The following is a 19478-nucleotide window of genomic DNA, read 5'->3' on the forward strand; positions in this document are numbered from 1 at the left end:
CGGCTACGTACCGGTGTTCGATCTGTGACGTTCACGTGGCGGGCGGCGCAGACGTACTGTCGGGACCCCCGGTAATCTGGTTAGGCTGCGCGAACGGTTCCGACGGGAGGTTCGCATGGGTCGTCCTGGCAGACGGAAACTGGCGGTTGTGGCGGTCTCGGCCGCCCTGGTGTCCGTGGGCGCGGCGGCGCCGCCCGCCGCGACGGGCAACGCGATCAAGAAGGTTCCGGTCGCCGTCGGCTACGGAGGCGCGGTCGCCAGTGTCGACGCGGACGCCTCGGCGGCCGGCATCGAGGTGCTCAAGAAGGGCGGCAACGCGGTCGACGCGGCCGTCGCCACCGCCGCGGCGCTCGGGGTCACCGAGCCCTACTCCTCCGGCATCGGCGGAGGCGGCTACTTCGTCTACTACGACGCCAAGTCCCGTACGGTGCACACCATCGACGGGCGCGAGACGGCGCCGCTCACCGCCGGCTCCGGCCTCTTCCTGGAGAACGGCAAGCCCCTCGCCTTCGCCGACGCCGTCAGCAGCGGCCTGAGCGTCGGCACCCCGGGCACCCCCGCCACCTGGCAGACGGCGCTGCGCGAGTGGGGCAGCGAGCGGCTCGGCACGGTCCTGAAGCCCGCGGAGCGCATCGCCCGCGACGGCTTCACCGTTGACGACACCTTCCGCGCGCAGACCGCGTCCAACGAGACCCGGTTCCGCGCCTTCCCCGACACCGCGCGGCTCTTCCTTCCGGGCGGCCAACTGCCGGTCACGGGATCGAAGTTCAAGAACCCGGACCTCGCCCGCACCTACGCCCAGCTGGGGCGCGAGGGGGTCGGCGCGATCTACCGCGGCGACCTGGGCCGGGACATCGTCGCCACCGTCGACAAGCCCCCCGTGGACCCGGCCTCCGGCTGGAACGCCCGCCCGGGCAAGCTCTCCGAGCACGACCTCGCCGCCTACCGGGCCAAGCTCCAGCGGCCCACGAAGACGTCGTACCGCGGCCTGGACGTGTACTCCATCGCGCCCTCCTCCTCGGGCGGCACCACCGTCGGCGAGGCCCTCAACATCCTGGAGCGGACGAACCTCTCCAGGGCGAGCCAGACGCAGTACCTGCACCACTTCATCGAGGCGAGCCGCATCGCCTTCGCCGACCGGGGGCGCTGGGTCGGCGACCCCTCCTTCGAGAACGTGCCGACGAACGAACTCCTCTCGCAGAAGTACGCCGACTCGCGCGCCTGCCTGATCAAGGACGACGCGGTCCTCACCAGCCCCGTCGCCCCCGGCGACCCGCGCCACCCCGCCGCCTGCGGAGCGGGCGGCACGGCGGCCCCGACGACGTACGAGGGGGAGAACACCACCCACCTCACCGTGGCCGACAAGTGGGGCAACGTCGTCTCCTACACGCTCACCATCGAGCAGACCGGCGGCAGCGCCATCACCGTGCCCGGCCGGGGCTTCCTGCTCAACAACGAGCTGACCGACTTCTCCTTCGCCCCCGCCAACCCGGCCGTGCACGACCCGAACCTGCCCGGACCGGGCAAGCGGCCGCGCTCGTCCATCTCCCCGACCATCGTCCTGGACCGGCACGGCAAGCCGGTCGTGGCGGTCGGCTCGCCCGGCGGCGCGACCATCATCACCACCGTGCTGCAGACCCTGACCGGGTTCCTCGACCGGCACCTGCCGCTGGTCGACGCCATCGCCGCCCCGCGCGCCAGCCAGCGCAACGCGGCCCGCACCGAACTCGAACCGGGCCTGTACAACAGTGACTTGAGGACCCGGCTGGAGGCCATCGGGCACAGCTTCACCCTCAACCCCGAGATCGGTGCCGCGACCGGGGTCCAGCGGCTGCCCGACGGCAGATGGGTGGCCGCGGCGGAGAAGGTGCGGCGCGGCGGCGGATCGGCGATGGTGGTGCGTCCCGCGCCGTGACGCCCGCGCGACGCGGCCTGCGCCGTGACGTCCGAGCGATGTGTCCTGTGCCGTGACGTCCGCGCGACGCGTCCTGCCGGGACACCCGCGCGACGCCGTGACGCGCCCGCGTCGCAGCACCCGCGCGCCGGCCGGTGCCGTCACCGTGGCGTGTCGGCCTGGGTCGGCTGGGGTGGTTCGGCCGGCTGGGCTTCCCGAGGAGTGCGGAAGTCCAGCCGTCCGTCCGTCACGTCCACCGTGACCCGGGCGCCCTCCGCGATCGTGCCGTTCAGCAGCAGCCGGGACAGCTGGTTGTCCACCTCGCGCTGGATGGTGCGGCGCAGCGGGCGGGCGCCGTACTCGGGCTGGTAGCCGCGCTCGGCGAGCCAGTCGACGGCCGCGTCCGTGAAGTCGACCGTGATGCCCTGGCCGGCCGTCAGCCGGCGGGTGCTCTCCAGCAACAGGTCGGTGATCTGCCGCAGTTGCTCGCCGGTCAGCTGCCGGAAGACCACGATCTCGTCGATGCGGTTGAGGAACTCCGGCCGGAAGTGCTCCCGCAGCGGCCGCAGGATCTGCTCGCGCCGCGCCTCCTCGTCCGCATCCGCGCCACCCGGCCCGAAGCCGATCCCGGCACCGCGCCGGGTGATGGCCTCGGAACCGAGGTTGCTGGTCATCACGATGACCGTGTTGGTGAAGTCCACCGTGCGGCCCTGGGAGTCGGTGAGGCGGCCGTCCTCCAGGACCTGGAGCAGGATGTTGAAGACGTCCGGGTGCGCCTTCTCCACCTCGTCGAACAGCAGCAGCGAGTACGGGTGCCTGCGCACCACCTCGGTGAGCTGCCCGGCCTCCTCGTGGCCGACGTACCCGGGCGGGGCGCCGACCAGCCGGGAGACGGTGTGCCGCTCCTGGTACTCGCTCATGTCGAGGCGCACCATGCGGTCCTCGCTGCCGAACAGGTCCTCGGCGAGCGCGCGGGCCAGTTCGGTCTTGCCGACGCCGGTCGGGCCGAGGAAGAGGAAGCTGCCGATCGGCCGCGCCGGGCTCGCGAGGCCGGCACGCGAGCGCAGGACGGCGTCCGCCACCACGTTCACCGCCTCGTCCTGGCCGACCACCCGCTGACGCAGATGTTCCTCCAGGCCCAGCAGCCGTTCCTTCTCCTCCTGGGTCAGCCGGCTGACCGGGACACCGGTCTGCCGCGACACCACCTCGGCGATGGCCTCCGCGGTGACCTCCAGGTTCTGCCCCTCGTCGGCCTGCCCCTCGTCGCTGGCCTCGGTGATCCGCTGCTTCAGCTCGACGATCCGGTCCCGCAGCTGGGTCGCCTGCTCGTAACTCTCGTCCGCGACCGCCTGGTCCTTGTCCCGGACCAGCTGCTCCATCTCGCGCTCCATCGTGCGGACGTCCGTCCCCTTGGTCCGGGCGCCCAGCCGCACGCGCGCGCCCGCCTGGTCGATCAGGTCGATCGCCTTGTCCGGCAGGCGGCGGTCGGTGAGATAGCGGTCGGACAGCTCCACCGCGGCCACCAGCGCCTCGTCCGTGTAGCGCACCTGGTGGTGGGCCTCGTAACGGTCGCGCAGCCCGCGCAGGATCTCGATCGCGTCCGCGACGGTCGGCTCGGGCACCATGACCGGCTGGAAGCGGCGGGCCAGCGCCGCGTCCTTCTCGATCCGCCGGAACTCGCCCAGCGTCGTCGCGCCCACGATGTGCAGCTCGCCGCGCGCGAGCGCCGGCTTGAGGATGTTGCCCGCGTCCAGCGTGCCGCCCTCGCCGCCCTGCCCGGCGCCGACGACGGTGTGCAGCTCGTCGATGAAGACGACCAGCCGGTCGGAGTTCGAGCGGATCTCCTCCACGATGTTGTTCAGCCGCTCCTCGAAGTCGCCCCGGTAGCGGGTGCCCGCGACGACCGCGGTCAGGTCCAGCGCCACGACCCTGCGCCCGGCCAGCCCGTCCGGCACGTCACCGTCCGCGATGCGCTGCGCGAGCCCCTCCACGACGGCCGTCTTGCCGACGCCCGCCTCGCCGATCAGCACCGGGTTGTTCTTGCCGCGCCGCGACAGCACCTCGATGGTCTGCTCGATCTCGGTGTCCCGGCCGATGACGGGGTCTATGCGGCCCTGCCGGGCCAGCTCGGTCAGATCGCGGCCGTACTTGTCGAGGGTCGGCGTGGTGGTGGGCCGCGGCCGTTCCTGGCGCTGCTGGGCGCCCGCCTCCGGCGTCTCCTGCGGTGCCGGGCGCCCGGAGAAGCGGGCGGCGTGCAGGATGTGCCCGGCCGCCGAGTCCGGGTTCATGGCCAGCGCGCTCAGCACGTGCTCCGGCCCGATGTACCCGGCGCCGCTCGCGCGGGCCATGTCGTGCGCGTCCAGCAGGGCCCGCTTGACCGCGGGGGTGAGCGACAGCGAGGTCGGCGGCGGCACCTCGCCCGGCGGGTGCTGGACGGGCCCCGCGCGGTGGTCGATCTCCGTGGCCAGCGAGTCCGGGTCCGCGCCGGACCGGCTCAGCAGGCTCCTGGTGGGCTCCGCCGACAGGGCGGCGCGCAGCAGGTGCTGGGTGTCGAGGTCCCGGCTGCCGTGCTCGGCGGCGTACTGCGCGGCCCCTCTGACCAGCTCGCGGGCCGGCTGGCTCAGGAGCCGGCCGATGTCGATATGACGGGCGCCGCTGCCGGGCTGTCCACCCGGACCACCGGCTCCGCCGAAGAAGCGGGAGAAGAACTCTCCGAAGGGGTCGCCGCCCTCCGGGCCGAGGTAGCCGCTGGTCATCGGTTCCGTCCTTCGCAGGCGAGAGGCGGCCCCGCCGGTTTCGCGGGGGTTTGGCTGCACTTGCCACGATGGCATGAAGTGCGGGTGGGGGCATGTTCGCCTGCGAAGGGCAGCGGCTTCGGCCGCCCGGCCGGTGCGGGTGGGGTGCTGTGGCCGGTCGTCTTGTCGCCTGCGGGGCTTCCCGCGCGGGTCGGTGTGGTTGCCCCGGCTGTCAGGGTTCGGGGCGCCCGGGGCGCCCGTTTTCGCGTTCGGCGCGTGCTGGTCGCGTTGACTGGTCGCCCGGGCGGTGCGGGCGAGGTGTCGTGGCTGGTCGCCTCGTCGGTCGCGGGGCTTTCCGCGCGGGTCGGTGTGGTTGCCCCGGCTGCCAGGGTTCGGGGCGCCCGCTGTCGGGTGGGGTGCCCGCTGTCAGGGTCCGGGGTGCCGGGTGTCAGGGTTCGGGGTGCTCGGGGCGCCCGTTTTCGCGTTCGGCGGGTGCTGGTCGCGTTGGCTGGTTGCCCGGCCGGTGCGGGTGGGGTGTCGTGGCCGGTCGTCTTGTCGCCCGCGGGGCTTTCCGCGCGGGTCGGTGTGGTTGCCCCGGCTGCCAGGGTTCGGGGTGCCCGCTGTCAGGGTCCGGGGTGCCCGTTGTCAGGGGTTCGGAGTGCCCGGGGCGTCCGCTTTCGCGTTCGGTGCGTGCTGGTCGCTTTGGCTGTTCGCCCGGCCGGTCACGCCGCTACCCACGCCCCTGGGGGCGCCTCCCGCCCGTCGCAATCAGGGCGCCCCCAGCCCCGCCAAGATCACGGCGCCCGGCCCCGCCGGCATCGGAGCGTGTCCCGCCCCGCCAGGATCGGTGCGTCTCCCGCCCCGCCGGGATCAGAGGGGCTCCCTGGCGGTCAGGATCAGAGGATCTCCCCAGCGGCCAGCGTCAGAGCGTCTCCCGCGCCGTCAGGATTCGGGGGCCCGCCTCCATGATCGCCACCGTGTGTTCCGCGTGTGCCGCCCTGGAGCCGTCGCTCGTGCGCAGGGTCCAGCCGTCCGGCGCCTCGTAGTATCCGTCCGCGCCGCTCGCGATCAGCATCGGCTCGATCGCCAGGACCATGCCGTGGCGCAGGGGCAGGCCCCGGCCGGGGCGGCCCTCGTTGGGGACCTCGGGGTCCTCGTGCATGTGGCGGCCCACGCCGTGGCCGCCGAAGCCCGACGGGATGCCGTAGCCGGCCGTGCGGCAGACCCGGCCGACCGCGTGGGCGATGTCGCCGATCCGGTTGCCCACGACGGCCGCCGCGATGCCCGCGGCGAGGGCGCGCTCGGCCGTTTCGATCAGGCGCAGGTCCGCCGGGCGCGGGCGGCCGACCACGAAGCTGACGGCCGAGTCGCCGGCCCAGCCGTCCAGTACGGCGCCGCAGTCGACGGAGAGCAGGTCGCCGTCGCGCAGGCGGTAGCGGTCCGGGATACCGTGCACGATCGCGTCGTTGACCGAGGCGCAGATGACGGCCGGGAAGGGGGTCGTGGCGAAGGAGGGGCGGTAGCCGAGGAACGGCGAGGACGCCCCGGCCTCGCGCAGCACCTCCCGCGCCACCTCGTCCAGCTCCAGCAGGGAGACGCCGACGCCGGCGGCCTGGCGTACGGCCGTCAGGGCCTGTCCGACCACCTGGCCGGCCGCGTGCATCGCGTCGATCGAGAGATCTGTCTTCAGTTCCACCATGCCAATTACTATACCGGTATAAGAATGGGGGCGTGGAGAGGGGGCGGTATTAGAATGGGCGGCATGGTGCGAACCCCCCTCACCCCCGAAGAGCACGAGCGCGGCGAGCGGCTCGGACGGCTGCTGCGCGAGGCGCGTGGCGGCCGGAGCATGGCCGAGGTCGCTGCGGAGGCGGGCGTCTCGGCCGAGACCCTCCGCAAGATCGAGACCGGCCGGGCGCCGACCCCGGCCCTCTTCACCGTGGCCGCCCTGGCCGGGGTGCTCGGACTGTCCCTGGATGAGCTGGTCACGAGGTGCGCACTCGTGGGCGTGTGAGCGCAGGGCGCGTCCGGGGGTGCCCGAGGGGCGTCGGAGGCATGGAGGGGCGCTTCTCCGGGGGTGCCTGATCCGCCGTCCGCCCGGCGTGTCCGCTCACCCACTGGGGTGCGAAACGTGATCGACTCAGCGGGTTCACGACGATGGTCTTGGCAAGGGCTCCCGCGAGGCTTACTTTCGTCCCTCTACGGCCCCGTTTCTACGGGCGTAGAGGCTCGGACGTCGCGTCGAAGGAGCAGCTCATGGCCAACGTCGTACGTGCCGCACTGGTTCAGGCCACCTGGACCGGCGACACCGAGTCCATGATCGCCAAGCACGAGGAGTACGCCCGCGAGGCCGCCCGCCGGGGTGCGAGGATCATCGGATTCCAGGAAGTCTTCAACGCCCCCTATTTCTGCCAGGTCCAGGAGCCGGAGCACTACCGCTGGGCCGAGCCGGTGCCCGACGGGCCGACCGTGCGCCGCATGCGGGATCTCGCGCGTGAGACCGGCATGGTGATCGTCGCCCCCGTCTTCGAGGTCGAGCAGTCCGGCTTCTACTACAACACCGCCGCCGTGATCGACGCCGACGGCACCTACCTCGGCAAGTACCGCAAGCACCACATCCCCCAGGTCAAGGGCTTCTGGGAGAAGTACTACTTCAAACCCGGCAACCTCGGCTGGCCCGTCTTCGACACGGCCGTCGGCAAGGTCGGCGTCTACATCTGCTACGACCGGCACTTCCCCGAGGGCTGGCGGCAACTGGGACTGAACGGAGCCCAGTTGGTGTACAACCCGTCCGCCACCCATCGCGGCCTGTCCGCCCATCTGTGGCAGCTGGAGCAGCCCGCCGCGGCCGTCGCCAACGAGTACTTCGTCGCCGCCATCAACCGGGTGGGCCAGGAGGAGTACGGGGACAACGACTTCTACGGCACCTCGTACTTCGTGGACCCGCGCGGACGGTTCGTCGGCGACGTCGCCGGCGACAAGGCCGAGGAACTCCTCGTCCGCGACCTCGACTTCGACCTCATCGAGGAAGTACGGCAGCAGTGGGCCTTCTACCGCGACCGCCGCCCCGACGCCTACGAAGGGCTGGTGCAGCCGTGAACGACCTCTACGACCGCCACCGCAAGGTCATGCCCGACTGGCTCGCCCTCTACTACGAGCGGCCGCTGGAGATCACCCACGGCGAGGGCCGCCACGTCTACGACTCCGCGGGCAACCGCTACCTGGACTTCTTCGGCGGCATCCTCACCACCATGACCGCGCACGCCCTGCCCGAGGTGACCAAGGCGGTCAGTGAGCAGGCCGGCCGGATCATCCACTCCTCGACCCTCTACCTCAACCGGCCCATGGTCGAACTCGCCGAGCGGGTGGCCAAGTTGAGCGGCATCCCGGACGCCCGGGTCTTCTTCACCACCTCCGGCACCGAGGCCAACGACACCGCCCTGCTGCTCGCCACCGCCCACCGGCGCAGCAACACGCTCCTGGCCATGCGCAACAGCTACCACGGCCGGTCCTTCAGCGCCGTCGGCATCACCGGCAACCGGGGCTGGTCCCCGACCTCCCTGTCCCCGCTGCAGACCCTCTACGTCCACGGAGGCGTGCGCCACCGGGGCCCGTTCGCCGAACTGGACGACCGCGCCTTCATCGACGCGTGCGTGGCGGACCTGAGGGACGTCCTCGGCCAGACCCGGCCGCCCGCCGCGCTGATCGCCGAACCCGTGCAGGGCGTGGGCGGGTTCACCTCACCGCCCGACGGACTGTACGCGGCCTTCCGCGAAGTGCTGGACGAACAGGGGATCCTGTGGATCGCCGACGAGGTGCAGACCGGCTGGGGCCGCACCGGCGACCACTTCTGGGGCTGGCAGGCGCACGCGCGAAACGGGCCGCCGGACATCGTCACCTTCGCCAAGGGCATCGGCAACGGCATGTCCATCGGCGGTGTGATCGCCCGCTCCGAGATCATGAACTGCCTGGACGCCAACAGCATCTCGACCTTCGGCGGCACCCAGATCACCATGGCCGCCGGCCTCGCCAACCTCACCTATCTCCTGGACCACGACCTCCAGGGCAACGCCCGGCGGGTCGGCGGCCTGCTCATCGAGCGGCTGCGCGCGGTCGCCGCCCAGTTGCCCGGAGTGCGGGAGGTCCGCGGACGCGGCCTGATGATCGGCATCGAGCTGGTCAGGCCCGGCACCGACGAGGCCGATCCGCAGGCGGCCGCGGCCGTACTGGAGGTGGCCCGCGAGGGCGGCCTGCTCATCGGCAAGGGCGGCGGTCACGACACCAGCGCCCTGCGCGTCGCCCCGCCGCTGTCGCTGACCGTCGCGGAGGCCGAGGAGGGCGCCGCGATCCTCGAACGCGCGCTGAGGAGCACGTACTAGGGGCTCCGCCGGGAGAACCGGTACGCGTTCCGCCGTCGCGTGTCCGCGGGGCCGTCCCGACCGGCCCCGCCCACGCGGCGGCAGCCGCACCTCGAAACAGCCCCGCGCGCCCCACGGGGCGCGCCCTCGCACCACCCGAGCAAGGGAAACGGCCTTGGTCATCGCTTCCGTCCCCCGGCAGTCCGGCCGGCGGCCCCCGGACCCCGCACTCTCCGTCCGGCAGGTGCTGACCCTGGAGCGGGTGCTCGCCGGGGAGCCCGAAGTGGTGGCCGGGGCCGGGCAGCTCGACCGGCCCGTGCGCTGGGTGCACGTCGCCGAGGCCGCCGACGTCGGCGTGATGCTCAGCGGCGGTGAGATGGTGCTCACCACCGGGGTGCTGCTCGCCGGCGACGAGACCAAGCAGGCCGAGTACATCCGGTCCCTGCACCGGGCGGAGGCCGCGGCCGTCGTCCTCGGGCTCGGCCGCGCCTTCCCCGCGCCGCCCGAGGTGATGCGCCGCGCGGCCGAGCGGTGCGGGCTGCCCATGGTCGTCCTGCACCGGCCCTTCCCCTTCGCCGAGTTGACCGAAGAGGTCCAGTCCCGCCTGGTACGGAGCAAGTTCGCCGCCGTCAGCCTGTCCGAGGCGGTCCGCACCAGCCTCACCGGACTGATCACCGCCGGCGCCCCGCTGCAACGGCTGCTCGACGAGGTCGCCCAGCACAGCGGCTGTCCGGTCGTCGTCACCAACGTCGCCCACCGCGTCCTCGCCACGGCGGGGGAGCGGAGCGCGGTGGACGACGTGCTGCGCGACTGGGAGCGGATCGCCCGGCAGGCATGGGGGCACCACCCAGGCCTTTCAGGCACTGGGGGAGGCAGCGAGGGCGACGGCTGGATCCGCGCCGAACTGGGCGGGCGCGGGGAGCGCTGGGGCCGGCTGCTGCTGTGCGGGTACCGGGGCGAGACGGGCACCGGGCGGCTGCTCGCCGACCGGGCGGCCGAGGCCCTCGTCCTGCACCGCATGCTCGTCGGCGGCTCCGCCCACAGCTGGGAGGAACGGTCCGCGCAGAGCCTGCTGACCGACCTCGTCTCCGGGGCCGTACCCGCCCGGCAGCTGCTGCCGAGGGCCCGGGCGGCCGGACTCCCCGTCAACCGGCGCACGTTCGTGCCGCTCGTCGTACCCGACGGCGAACCCGGCCGGCTGGACCGGGTCCTGCGCGTCCTGGGCATGTCCGGACTCGTCGCCGAACTGGCCGACGGCGCCACCGCCGTCCTGCTCAGCCTCGCCCGCGACCAGCACGCCGAGTCGCTCACCGCCCACTTCGCGGCCCGGCTGCGCACCGAGACCGGCAGTCCCTCGGCGCTCGTGGCCGCCGCCGACGCGTGCACCGACTGGGACGGCGTACCCGCCGGGCTGCGCGAGGCCCGGCACGTCGCCGACGCCGTGACCGGCTCCGCCGCCGTCGACCTGCCGGCCGTCGTACGGCTGCGGGACGTCCATCTGCGCGGCCTGATCCGGCTGCTCAGGGACGACCCGCAGGTGCAGTCCTTCGCCGAGCGGGAGCTGGACGGCCTGCTGGGCGGGGCGGACCCGGAGCTGCTGGACGTGCTGCGCACCTACCTCGCGACCGGCCGCAACAAGTCGCGCACCGCCCAGCTCCACCACGTCTCCCGGCCCGCCCTCTACCGCCGCCTGGAGGCGATACAGGCACGACTGGGGGCCGACCTCGACGACTTCGAGCAGGCGGCCTCGGTGCACATCGCGCTCCTCGCGCACGACGCGCAACAGCGCTGAAACACAGGACTACCTGGGAAAACGGCGGTGAAACATGGGCTCGCGGACACGTGACACGGTGGCACGCAGAGCGCCCGCAGACGTGACACGCTGCCACTCAAACAGGTCACCCGGCCTTTCTAGGCTCCTGGAGCGGGCACCGGAGGTCCCGTCCGAGACCTCCGGCGCCGGCCCCAGCACACCGACCCACCGGAGGATCCGATGAGCCGAGTGATCCGTGCCGCCCTGTTCCAGACCGCCTGGACCGGCGACAAGGAATCCATGATCCAGGTCCACGAGCAGGCGGCCCGCGACGCGGCCGCGCAGGGCGCCCAGGTCCTGTGCTTCCAGGAACTGTTCTACGGCCCCTACTTCTGCCAGGTCCAGGACAAGGCCTTCTACGAGTACGCCGAACAGATCCCCGAGGGCCCGACCGTCCAGCGCTTCCAGGCTCTCGCCAAGGAACTGGGCATCGTCCTCGTGCTGCCCATGTACGAGGAGGAGCAGCCGGGCGTCCTGTACAACACCGCCGCCGTGATCGACGCGGACGGCTCCTACCTGGGCAAGTACCGCAAGACCCACATCCCCCAAGTCCAGGGATTCTGGGAGAAGTTCTACTTCCGCCCGGGCAACAGCGGCTGGCCCGTCTTCGACACGGCCGTCGGCAGGATCGGCGTCTACATCTGCTACGACCGTCACTTCCCCGAGGGATGGCGGGCGTTGGGCCTGGCCGGCGCCGAGATCGTCTTCAACCCCTCGGCCACCTCACGCGGCCTGTCCCGCTACCTGTGGCAGCTCGAACAGCCGGCGGCGGCCGTCGCCAACGAGTACTTCGTCGGCGCGATCAACCGGGTCGGCGTGGAGGACCTCGGCGACAACGACTTCTACGGCACCACCTACTTCGTCGACCCGGAGGCCCAGTTCGTCGGCGAGGTGGCGAGCGACAAGGAGACCGAACTCGTGGTCCGAGACCTGGACATGGACAAACTCCGCGAGGTCCGTGACCGCTGGCAGTTCTACCGCGACCGGGAGCCGGGCGCCTACACACCGCTGACCGCACCCTGACCGCACCGTCAACCCGGCCCGCCCCGGGAGGAGAGGGATCATGAGCAGCCGTACCGTCATCCGCGGCGGTCTCGTCATCACCGCGTCCGACGAGATCCACGCCGACGTCCTGATCGAGGACGGCCGCATCGCCGCCCTCGCCGCCACCGGCACACCCGCCGCCGAGGCGTTCACCGCCGAGAGGGTCATCGACGCCGCCGGGAAGTACGTCATCCCGGGCGGCGTCGACGCCCACACCCACATGGAGCTGCCCTTCGGCGGCACCTTCGCCTCCGACACCTTCGAGACCGGCACCCGGGCGGCCGCCTGGGGCGGTACGACCACCATCATCGACTTCGCCGTCCAGAGCGTCGGCCACACCCTGCGCGAGGGCCTGGACACCTGGCACGCCAAGGCCGAGGGCAACTGCGCGATCGACTACGCCTTCCACATGATCGTCTCCGACGTGAACGACGAGACGCTCAAGGAGATGGACCTGCTGGTGGAGGAAGGGGTCACCTCCTTCAAGCAGTTCATGGCCTACCCGGGCGTCTTCTACTCCGACGACGGCCAGATCCTGCGCGCCATGCAGCGCTCCGCCGAGAACGGCGGGCTGATCATGATGCACGCCGAGAACGGCATCGCGATCGACGTACTCGTCGAACAGGCCCTGGCCCGCGGGGAGACCGACCCCCGCTACCACGGCGAGGTCCGCAAGGCGCTGCTGGAGGCCGAGGCCACCCACCGCGCCATCAAGCTCGCCCAGGTCGCCGGCGCCCCGCTCTACGTCGTGCACGTCTCCGCCACCGAGGCGGTCGCCGAGCTGGCGCGGGCCCGTGACGAGGGCCTCAACGTCTTCGGCGAGACCTGCCCGCAGTACCTGTTCCTGTCCACCGACAACCTCGCCGAACCGGACTTCGAGGGCGCCAAGTACGTGTGCAGCACGCCGCTTCGGCCCAAGGAGCACCAGGCCGCCCTCTGGCGGGGCCTGCGCACCAACGACCTCCAGGTGGTCTCCACCGACCACTGTCCCTTCTGCTTCGAGGGCCAGAAGGAGCTGGGCCGCGGCGACTTCTCCAAGATCCCCAACGGACTGCCGGGCGTGGAGAACCGCATGGACCTCCTCCACCAGGCCGTCGTCGACGGGCGCATCTCCCGGCGCCGCTGGATCGAGATCGCCTGCGCCACACCGGCCCGCATGTTCGGCCTGTACCCGAAGAAGGGCACCATCGCCCCGGGCGCCGACGCCGACATCGTCATCTACGACCCGCACGCCGAGCAGATCATGTCCGCCGAGACGCACCACATGAACGTCGACTACTCGGCGTACGAGGGCAGGCGCACCACCGGCCGGGTCGAGACCGTGCTCTCGCGGGGCGAGCCCGTCATCACCGAGCGGGAGTACACCGGACGCGCCGGGCACGGCGTCTTCACCCCGCGCTCCACCTGTCAGTACCTCAACTAGGAGTCGCGCCCATGGACTTCGGACTCGTCCTGCAGACCGATCCGCCCGCCTCCCGCGTCGTCAGCCTGATGAAGCGGGCCGAGCGCAACGGCTTCACCTACGGCTGGACCTTCGACTCCGCCGTGCTGTGGCAGGAGCCGTTCGTCATCTACAGCCAGATCCTGGCGAACACCGACCGGATCAAGGTCGGCCCGATGGTCACCAACCCGGGCACCCGCACCTGGGAGGTCACCGCCTCCACCTTCGCCACCCTCAACGACATGTTCGGCAACCGCACCGTGTGCGGCATCGGCCGCGGCGACTCCGCGATGCGCGTCGCCGGCCGCAAGCCCAACACCCTCGCCCGCATAAGCGACGCGATGAAGGTCATCCGCTCCCTCGGCCGGGGTGACGAGGCCGACCTCGGCGGGACGAAGATCCGGTTCCCCTGGGTCGCGGAGGGCGCCGAACTCCCCGTGTGGATGGCCGCGTACGGGCCGAAGGCGCTGAAGATGACCGGCGAGGAGGCCGACGGCTTCATCCTCCAGCTCGCCGACCTCTACCTGACCGAGTACATGGTGAAGGCCGTCAAGGCCGCGGCCGTGGCCGCCGGCCGCGACCCCGCCGAGGTCACCATCTGCGTGGCCGCGCCCGCCTACGTCACCGAGGACGACTCGCCCGAGGCACTCGCCCACGCCCGCGAGCAGTGCCGCTGGTTCGGCGGCATGGTCGGCAACCACGTCGCCGACCTGGTCTCCAAGTACGGCGAGCACTCCGCCCAGGTCCCCGACGAACTCACCGAGTACATCAAGTCCCGCGAGGGCTACGACTACGCGCACCACGGCCGCAGCGGCAACCCCGACACCCAGTTCGTGCCCGACGAGATCGTGGACCGGTTCTGCCTGATCGGCCCGGTCGAGAAACACGTCGAAAAGCTCAAGGCGCTGCGCGAGCTGGGCGTCGACCAGTTCGCGGTGTACGACATGCACGACGCCCAGGAAGCCACCATCGACGCCTACGGCACGAAGGTGATCCCGGCCGTCAACGGCTGACCCCACCAGACCGGTTGATCGTCCCCCTTCCCCCTTCCCGCTGCCCGGGAAGGGGGAAGGGTTCATGTCCTCGCACGGATCTCCGAGATACGAGGTGGTCTCCGTTGTCCTCCAGTGAAAGAACCCTGGCCCATCCGGCCGTTGCGCAGCAGGTGTATCCGGACGGCCGGGTCGCCCTGTCCGATCCGGCGGTGCTGGACGATTCGCGTTTCGCCAACGCGGACCTGGTCCCGGTCGCCATCGAGCGCCGGACATGGGGGACTTACAACTATCTCGCCCTCTGGGTGGGAATGGCGCACTGCATTCCTTCGTGGACGCTGGCCTCGGGGCTGGTGGCGCTGGGGATGGACTGGAAGCAGGCGGTGCTGACGATCGCGCTGGCGAACGTGGTCGTGCTCGTCCCGATGCTGCTCAGCGGCCACGCCGGCACCAAGTACGGAATCCCGTTCCCGGTGTTCGCGCGGGCCTCGTTCGGGGTGCGCGGGGCGAACCTGCCCGCGATGGTGCGAGCCGCGGTGGCCTGCTGCTGGTTCGGCATCCAGACCTGGATCGGCGGCGAGGGCATCTTCCTGCTCGCCGGCAAACTGTTCGGCCACGGCTGGCTGAACGCCGGCGCGATATCGGGCACGCCGTGGACCCAGTGGCTGTCGTTCGTGGCCTTCTGGCTCATCGAGGTGGCCATCATCACCCGCGGCATGGAGACCCTGCGCCGGGTGGAGAACTGGGCGGCACCGCTGGTGATCGTCGGCGCGCTGGTGCTGCTGGGCGTCATGGCCGCCAAGGCGGGCGGCTTCGGCCCGCTCCTGGACCAGCCTTCGCGCCTGGGCTGGGGCAGCGACTTCGCGAAGGTCTTCTTCCCCTCCCTGATGGGAATGATCGGCTTCTGGTCCACGCTGTCCCTGAACATCCCCGACTTCACGCGCTTCGGCGGCAGCCAGCGCGCCCAACTGTGGGGCCAGGCGCTGGGTCTGCCGACCACCATGACTCTCTTCGCCGTCCTGTCGGTGCTGGTCACGTCCGGCTCGCAGGCTGTCTACGGGGTGCCGATCTGGGACCCGATCGCCCTGAGTGCGAAGATGAGCAACACCGTCGGCGCGTTGTTCGCGCTGCTGATCGTGATGGTGGCGACCCTGTCGGTGAACATCGCCGCCAACGTCGTCTCCCCGGCGTACGACCTGTCCAACCTGCTGCCGCGACTGATCAGCTTCCGCACCGGCGCGCTCATCACCGGAGTCGTCGGCATCCTGATCATGCCGTGGAAGCTCATCGCCAACCCGCACGTGTACATCTTCACGTGGCTCGGCTTCGTCGGGGGCCTGCTCGGCACGGTGGCCGGCATCCTCGTCGCCGACTACTGGATCGTGCGCGGTACCCGCCTGGCACTGGGGGAGCTGTACCGGTCCGACGGCCGGTACTGGTACACCGGCGGCTGGAACCTGCGCGCGGTGGCGGCCTTCGTGGTCGGTGGTGTCCTGGCCGTCGGCGGCTCGTACTCGACGGTCGTCGGAGGCGTCAAGCAGGGCCCGTTCCCCGCCGACGGCGTCATCCCGTTCCTCAAGCCACTGGCCGACTACGGCTGGGCGGTCGGCCTGGCCTCCGCCGTACTGCTCTACACCCTGCTCAGCCTCGGCAGCGGGCGGAACGAGGACGTCTGAGCCGCAGACCGGCCGGCAAGCACTCGGGGCGCGTGCACAGCGGGTTGTGCACGCGCCCGTGTGCGGGCCGTGAGCCGGCCGAACGCCGGGATCGTCAGGAGGCGGAATCCTTACGGTACCGCTTGGCGAGTACCGGGTCCGACTCCCACCACAGGCCGGAACCGTTCGGAAGCTCGTCAGCGGTCTCGCCGCTCGCCCGAGAGGCCCGTCGCTCGGTGTCGCCGTCGGCTCGTACCCGGAACAGCAGGCCGGGGACGGCGTAGAACACCGCAGCGATGAGCAGGACGGCCCCGATCACGTAGAGATGGGGAAACGCGGCGCCTGCCAGGAACGGGAGCAGCGTGGCGACCATCAGCCCGGTGCTCCGGGTCGTGACCAGGAAGTCCTGGTTCTCGGCGACGTCCACGGTCACCGTGTTGGAGCGGGTGCGGTCCTTCGCGAGGACCCGGACCGTGTGCCTGCCGGCCGCCACCGGGAAACGGGCTGCATCACCCTGCCTGACCTGGCCGACCGTCACCCCGTCGATCGCCACCTTGAACGTCCCGCCCCGGCGGAGCCGCGGTGGCTCCGCGTACACCGCGATGGTCCCAGTCATGAGTCCCCCTCATTCGTTGATCATTCGCGCCTCGCCCATGGTAGGGCGCCTCTGGCGTCATCATCGAAAATTTGTTCCCCAGGGCATGCCCGGTGTCGGGCCGGGGCGTGGGGCTGCCGGGAGCCGTCGATCGGCGCACTCGCCGGACATCGGGCGAAACCGGTTGGGCGCGATCGGGCGCCCGGCGTGGCCGTGAGGGGGACAGGCGGCATGGCAGGACGCGAGAACGGGCTGCGAATCAACCGGACTTGGCGTTCTGGAGGGAGGCCACAGCGCTCTTCGCGGCCTTGATGGCTCCCTTGTTGATCACGTCCGTGCTCGGGGCCTTCTTCGACTCGAAGTCGCTGCCGCTGTAGGTGACGACCGCCAGGGCGTTGGCGACACGAACCATCACCACGCCCTCGCGGGTCTGCTGCTTGTCCTCCGTGCTGAGGTTCACGACGGAGTATCCGGCGTCGCCGATCCCCGGGACCGATCCGCCGCCGCTCTTGTCCTCGACGCGCTGCTGGTACTCCTTCGTCGCCGCCTGGTCCGACGCGGAGATCTCGTAGGAGACGTCCAGCCAGCGGTAGTTGTAGCCGTCCAGGGCGTTCCAGGAGCAGGTGCGGCGCAGGGACGAGTCGGTGGACGGAATCTCCTTGCCCGCCGTCTTCGCCCCGGGCACCAGGGACTTGATGGTCGCCACGGGCACGCCGGTGCAGGGCGCGGGCGCGTTGGCGTACGTCTTCGTCGCGGGGCCGGGGGAGGAGGCCGCGGAGTCCGAGGAGGGGGCGGAGGCCGAGTCGGCCGGGTGCTGTCCGGCCGACTGGTGGGCGGCGTCGGCCGGCGGGGCCGGGTCCCCGGCCATCGTCCAGCCCACACAGGCGAGCACGACGACCGGCGACAGACGCGCGGACAGGGCGAGCGGCAGAGGAAGGGAACGCACGGCTCACTTCTCGTGGGGGAGGGGGTGCGGACGGGGGATCCGCGGGGTGGACGCGTTCGACAGTCTCACATGACTGACTGTGAGGCGGAAGGGAAAACTCGCTGCGTGCCCACGCGGTCACACAGACCCCCGGCGCCGCCGTCCGGTGTGCCCGCCTTGTCCCCTGGCCTCCTGGCTTCCGGGTTTCCGTGCCTTCGGGCTTGCGGGCCTCCCAGCCCCCGTCTCCCAGCCCCCGCCTCCCCGCCTACGCGCCTCCGCGCCGGCCGGCGACGGCTTCGGTGGGTCTCAGCTCCCCAGGCGCAGGGCGGAGACCGGGCAGGACTTCACCGCGGCGTCCACGAGTTGCCTGTCGTGGTCCCGCGGCCGGTCGTCGAGCACGTGCACCTGGCCGTCGTCGCCGACCTCGAAGTACTGGTCGGCCATGGCCTCGCACATGCCGAGGCCCTCGCACAGGTGCAGGTCGGAAATGATGCGCATGTCAGAGAGCCTCTCGGGTCAGGGGAACGAAGTCGACCTTGTCGCGGACACCGCAGTCCGGGCAGGTCCAGTCGTCGGGGATCAGGCTCCACGGGGTGCCGGCGGCGAAGCCTTCGAGCTCGTCGCCCTCGGCGACCACGTAGGTGTGGCCGCACCCCGGGCAGCGGGCGGCCTCGACACCGTCGGCGAAGGTCCGGGCCGAACGGTCGACGCCGTCGACGACGGCAGCGGCCTTTGGCGGCACCGGGTACTTCGCGAGCAGCTTCTCCAGCTTGCCGGGCTGGACGTTGGCGCGGCGGACGTCACCGTCGAAGTGGGCCACCACCCGCGGGTCCATGAGCCGCCGGAACAGCGGCGGGAACAGCGCGACGACCATCATCCCCGTGTACCCGGTCGGCAGGACCGGGCTCTCCTCGAAGTCCCGCAGCGTCTGGAAGCGCCGGGTCGGGTTGGCGTGGTGGTCGCTGTGGCGCTGCAGGTGGTAGAGCAGGACGTTGGTGGCGATGTTGTTGGAGTTCCAGGAGTGCGCGGGCGTGACCCGCTCGTAGCGCTGCCTGCTGCCGTGCGCGACCTTCCGCCGCAGCATGCCGTAGTGCTCCATGTAGTTGACGATCTCCAGCAGGGAGAAGCCGAACACGGCCTGGACCACCAGGTAGGGCAGGACGCCCGGGCCCAGCCACACGGTCAGCGCGCCCCACAGCACGGCCGACATGAGCCAGGCGTTGAGGACGTCGTTGCCGAGCCGGAACGGGTGCGTGTCCCTGCGCGCGTAGCGCTTCCGCTCGACTTGCCAGGCGCTGCGCAGCGAGCCGGACACCGTACGGGGCCAGAACCGGTAGAAGCTCTCTCCCAGGCGGCTGGACGCCGGGTCCTCGGGGGTGGCGACGCGGACGTGGTGGCCGCGGTTGTGCTCGATGTAGAAGTGGCCGTAGAAACACTGGGCGAGGGCGATCTTGCCGAGCAGGCGTTCCAGGTCGTCGCGCTTGTGGCCCAGCTCGTGCGCGGTGTTGATGGCGACACCGGCCACCGTGCCGAGCGTGAACGCCATGCCGATCCGCCCCTCGGCCGAGACGCCGCCGGCCGCGACGAGCCACATGCCGTAGAGGAAACCGCCGTACTGCAGGGGCAGGTACAGGTACGTCACCCAGCGGTAGTAACGGTCCTCCTCGAGCGCGTCGATGATCTCGTCGGGCGGGTTGCTCGGGTCGTTCCCGGCGACGAGGTCGATCAGCGGGACGACGGTGAGCAGTACGACGGGCCCGAGCCAGAGGACCAGATCGTGTCCGGTCAGCGCCCGGAGCAGGCCGGCGAGGAACGGCAGCGAGGGGACGACGAGGCCGAGGATCCAGAGGTAGCGCTTCCGGTCCCACCACACCTCCTTTCCGTCGATCGCGGTGGCGAGCGGGTAGGCCTTCATGGCGCCTCCTGGCGACGAGAGGTGATGCGGGGGAGGGGGACGGTGAGGAGGGAGGAGGGAGGGGCAAGGCGAGGAGGGAGGGGGCCCGGCGCGCCCGGACGCGCGGGGCGG

Annotated in this window: 15 protein-coding genes; 9 read left to right on the plus strand and 6 right to left on the minus strand. The window is 71.4% G+C overall.

All coding sequences use genetic code 11. From position 1 onward, the window contains the following. Positions 1-115: 115 nt before the first annotated feature. Positions 116-1915 carry a gamma-glutamyltransferase gene (gene ggt, locus OIB37_RS29395; protein WP_330460636.1) on the plus strand — a complete coding sequence of 600 codons (1800 nt, stop codon included), beginning with the start codon at positions 116-118 and terminating at the stop codon, positions 1913-1915. Between the two features lie 140 nt (positions 1916-2055). Here ggt and OIB37_RS29400 read toward each other — a convergent pair whose 3' ends face one another. Then, positions 2056-4650 carry an ATP-dependent Clp protease ATP-binding subunit gene (locus OIB37_RS29400; RefSeq protein WP_330460637.1) on the minus strand — a complete coding sequence of 865 codons (2595 nt, stop codon included), beginning with the start codon at positions 4648-4650 and terminating at the stop codon, positions 2056-2058. Positions 4651-5551: 901 nt separating this feature from the next. Beyond that, positions 5552-6328 carry a type I methionyl aminopeptidase gene (gene map, locus OIB37_RS29405; protein ID WP_330460638.1) on the minus strand — a complete coding sequence of 259 codons (777 nt, stop codon included), beginning with the start codon at positions 6326-6328 and terminating at the stop codon, positions 5552-5554. A gap of 63 nt (positions 6329-6391) precedes the next feature. Here map and OIB37_RS29410 point away from each other — a divergent pair, with 63 nt between their 5' ends. The 8 genes from OIB37_RS29410 to OIB37_RS29445 all read left to right on the plus strand — a co-directional run bounded on the left by OIB37_RS29410 (position 6392) and on the right by OIB37_RS29445 (position 15953). After that, complete coding sequence (locus OIB37_RS29410) at positions 6392-6643, plus strand: helix-turn-helix domain-containing protein (protein WP_330460639.1); 252 nt, start codon at positions 6392-6394, stop codon at positions 6641-6643. 242 nt (positions 6644-6885) lie between these two features. Beyond that, complete coding sequence (locus OIB37_RS29415; protein WP_330460640.1) at positions 6886-7728, plus strand: nitrilase-related carbon-nitrogen hydrolase; 843 nt, start codon at positions 6886-6888, stop codon at positions 7726-7728. Between the two features lie 29 nt (positions 7729-7757). Continuing rightward, the gene (locus tag OIB37_RS29420) at positions 7758-9008 is read left to right on the plus strand and encodes an aspartate aminotransferase family protein (RefSeq protein WP_330462008.1); all 1251 of its coding nucleotides are present in this window, start codon (positions 7758-7760) and stop codon (positions 9006-9008) included. 154 nt (positions 9009-9162) lie between these two features. Continuing rightward, entirely contained in the window at positions 9163-10779 is a 1617-nt protein-coding gene (locus tag OIB37_RS29425; protein WP_443058220.1) for a PucR family transcriptional regulator, read from the plus strand. A gap of 201 nt (positions 10780-10980) precedes the next feature. Beyond that, complete coding sequence (locus tag OIB37_RS29430) at positions 10981-11823, plus strand: nitrilase-related carbon-nitrogen hydrolase (RefSeq protein WP_330460641.1); 843 nt, start codon at positions 10981-10983, stop codon at positions 11821-11823. 40 nt (positions 11824-11863) lie between these two features. Then, positions 11864-13267 carry a dihydropyrimidinase gene (gene hydA, locus OIB37_RS29435; RefSeq protein ID WP_330460642.1) on the plus strand — a complete coding sequence of 468 codons (1404 nt, stop codon included), beginning with the start codon at positions 11864-11866 and terminating at the stop codon, positions 13265-13267. 11 nt (positions 13268-13278) lie between these two features. Next, positions 13279-14298 carry a TIGR03842 family LLM class F420-dependent oxidoreductase gene (locus tag OIB37_RS29440; RefSeq protein WP_330460643.1) on the plus strand — a complete coding sequence of 340 codons (1020 nt, stop codon included), beginning with the start codon at positions 13279-13281 and terminating at the stop codon, positions 14296-14298. 104 nt (positions 14299-14402) lie between these two features. Then, entirely contained in the window at positions 14403-15953 is a 1551-nt protein-coding gene (locus tag OIB37_RS29445) for an NCS1 family nucleobase:cation symporter-1 (RefSeq protein WP_330460644.1), read from the plus strand. 94 nt (positions 15954-16047) lie between these two features. Here the strand turns inward: OIB37_RS29445 and OIB37_RS29450 are convergent, their stop codons facing one another. The 4 genes from OIB37_RS29450 to OIB37_RS29465 all read right to left on the minus strand — a co-directional run bounded on the left by OIB37_RS29450 (position 16048) and on the right by OIB37_RS29465 (position 19367). After that, positions 16048-16548, minus strand: coding sequence for a hypothetical protein (locus OIB37_RS29450; protein ID WP_330460645.1), 501 nt, complete (start codon positions 16546-16548; stop codon positions 16048-16050). 238 nt (positions 16549-16786) lie between these two features. Then, entirely contained in the window at positions 16787-17473 is a 687-nt protein-coding gene (locus tag OIB37_RS29455) for a hypothetical protein (protein WP_330460646.1), read from the minus strand. A 285-nt stretch (positions 17474-17758) separates the two neighbouring features. After that, a complete protein-coding gene (locus OIB37_RS29460) occupies positions 17759-17950 on the minus strand; it encodes a ferredoxin (protein ID WP_330460647.1) in 192 nt (63 codons plus the stop codon). Position 17951: 1 nt separating this feature from the next. Further along, positions 17952-19367, minus strand: a complete 1416-nt coding sequence (locus tag OIB37_RS29465; protein ID WP_330460648.1) for a fatty acid desaturase — start codon at positions 19365-19367, stop codon at positions 17952-17954. Between the last annotated feature and the right edge of the window lie 111 nt (positions 19368-19478).

Origin of the sequence: Streptomyces sp. NBC_00820 (assembly GCF_036347055.1) — a bacterium.
Taxonomy (GTDB): domain Bacteria; phylum Actinomycetota; class Actinomycetes; order Streptomycetales; family Streptomycetaceae; genus Streptomyces.

Bases quoted from the DNA above. Each gene is read 5' to 3' on its own strand.
- OIB37_RS29440 (WP_330460643.1), top strand. From the start codon at position 13,279: ATGGACTTCGGACTCGTCCTGCAGACCGATCCGCCCGCCTCCCGCGTC.
- hydA (WP_330460642.1), top strand. From the start codon at position 11,864: ATGAGCAGCCGTACCGTCATCCGCGGCGGTCTCGTCATCACCGCGTCC.
- map (WP_330460638.1), bottom strand. From the start codon at position 6,328: ATGGTGGAACTGAAGACAGATCTCTCGATCGACGCGATGCACGCGGCC.
- OIB37_RS29400 (WP_330460637.1), bottom strand. From the start codon at position 4,650: ATGACCAGCGGCTACCTCGGCCCGGAGGGCGGCGACCCCTTCGGAGAG.
- OIB37_RS29465 (WP_330460648.1), bottom strand. From the start codon at position 19,367: ATGAAGGCCTACCCGCTCGCCACCGCGATCGACGGAAAGGAGGTGTGG.
- ggt (WP_330460636.1), top strand. From the start codon at position 116: ATGGGTCGTCCTGGCAGACGGAAACTGGCGGTTGTGGCGGTCTCGGCC.
- OIB37_RS29410 (WP_330460639.1), top strand. From the start codon at position 6,392: ATGGTGCGAACCCCCCTCACCCCCGAAGAGCACGAGCGCGGCGAGCGG.
- OIB37_RS29430 (WP_330460641.1), top strand. From the start codon at position 10,981: ATGAGCCGAGTGATCCGTGCCGCCCTGTTCCAGACCGCCTGGACCGGC.
- OIB37_RS29415 (WP_330460640.1), top strand. From the start codon at position 6,886: ATGGCCAACGTCGTACGTGCCGCACTGGTTCAGGCCACCTGGACCGGC.
- OIB37_RS29420 (WP_330462008.1), top strand. From the start codon at position 7,758: ATGCCCGACTGGCTCGCCCTCTACTACGAGCGGCCGCTGGAGATCACC.
- OIB37_RS29460 (WP_330460647.1), bottom strand. From the start codon at position 17,950: ATGCGCATCATTTCCGACCTGCACCTGTGCGAGGGCCTCGGCATGTGC.
- OIB37_RS29450 (WP_330460645.1), bottom strand. From the start codon at position 16,548: ATGACTGGGACCATCGCGGTGTACGCGGAGCCACCGCGGCTCCGCCGG.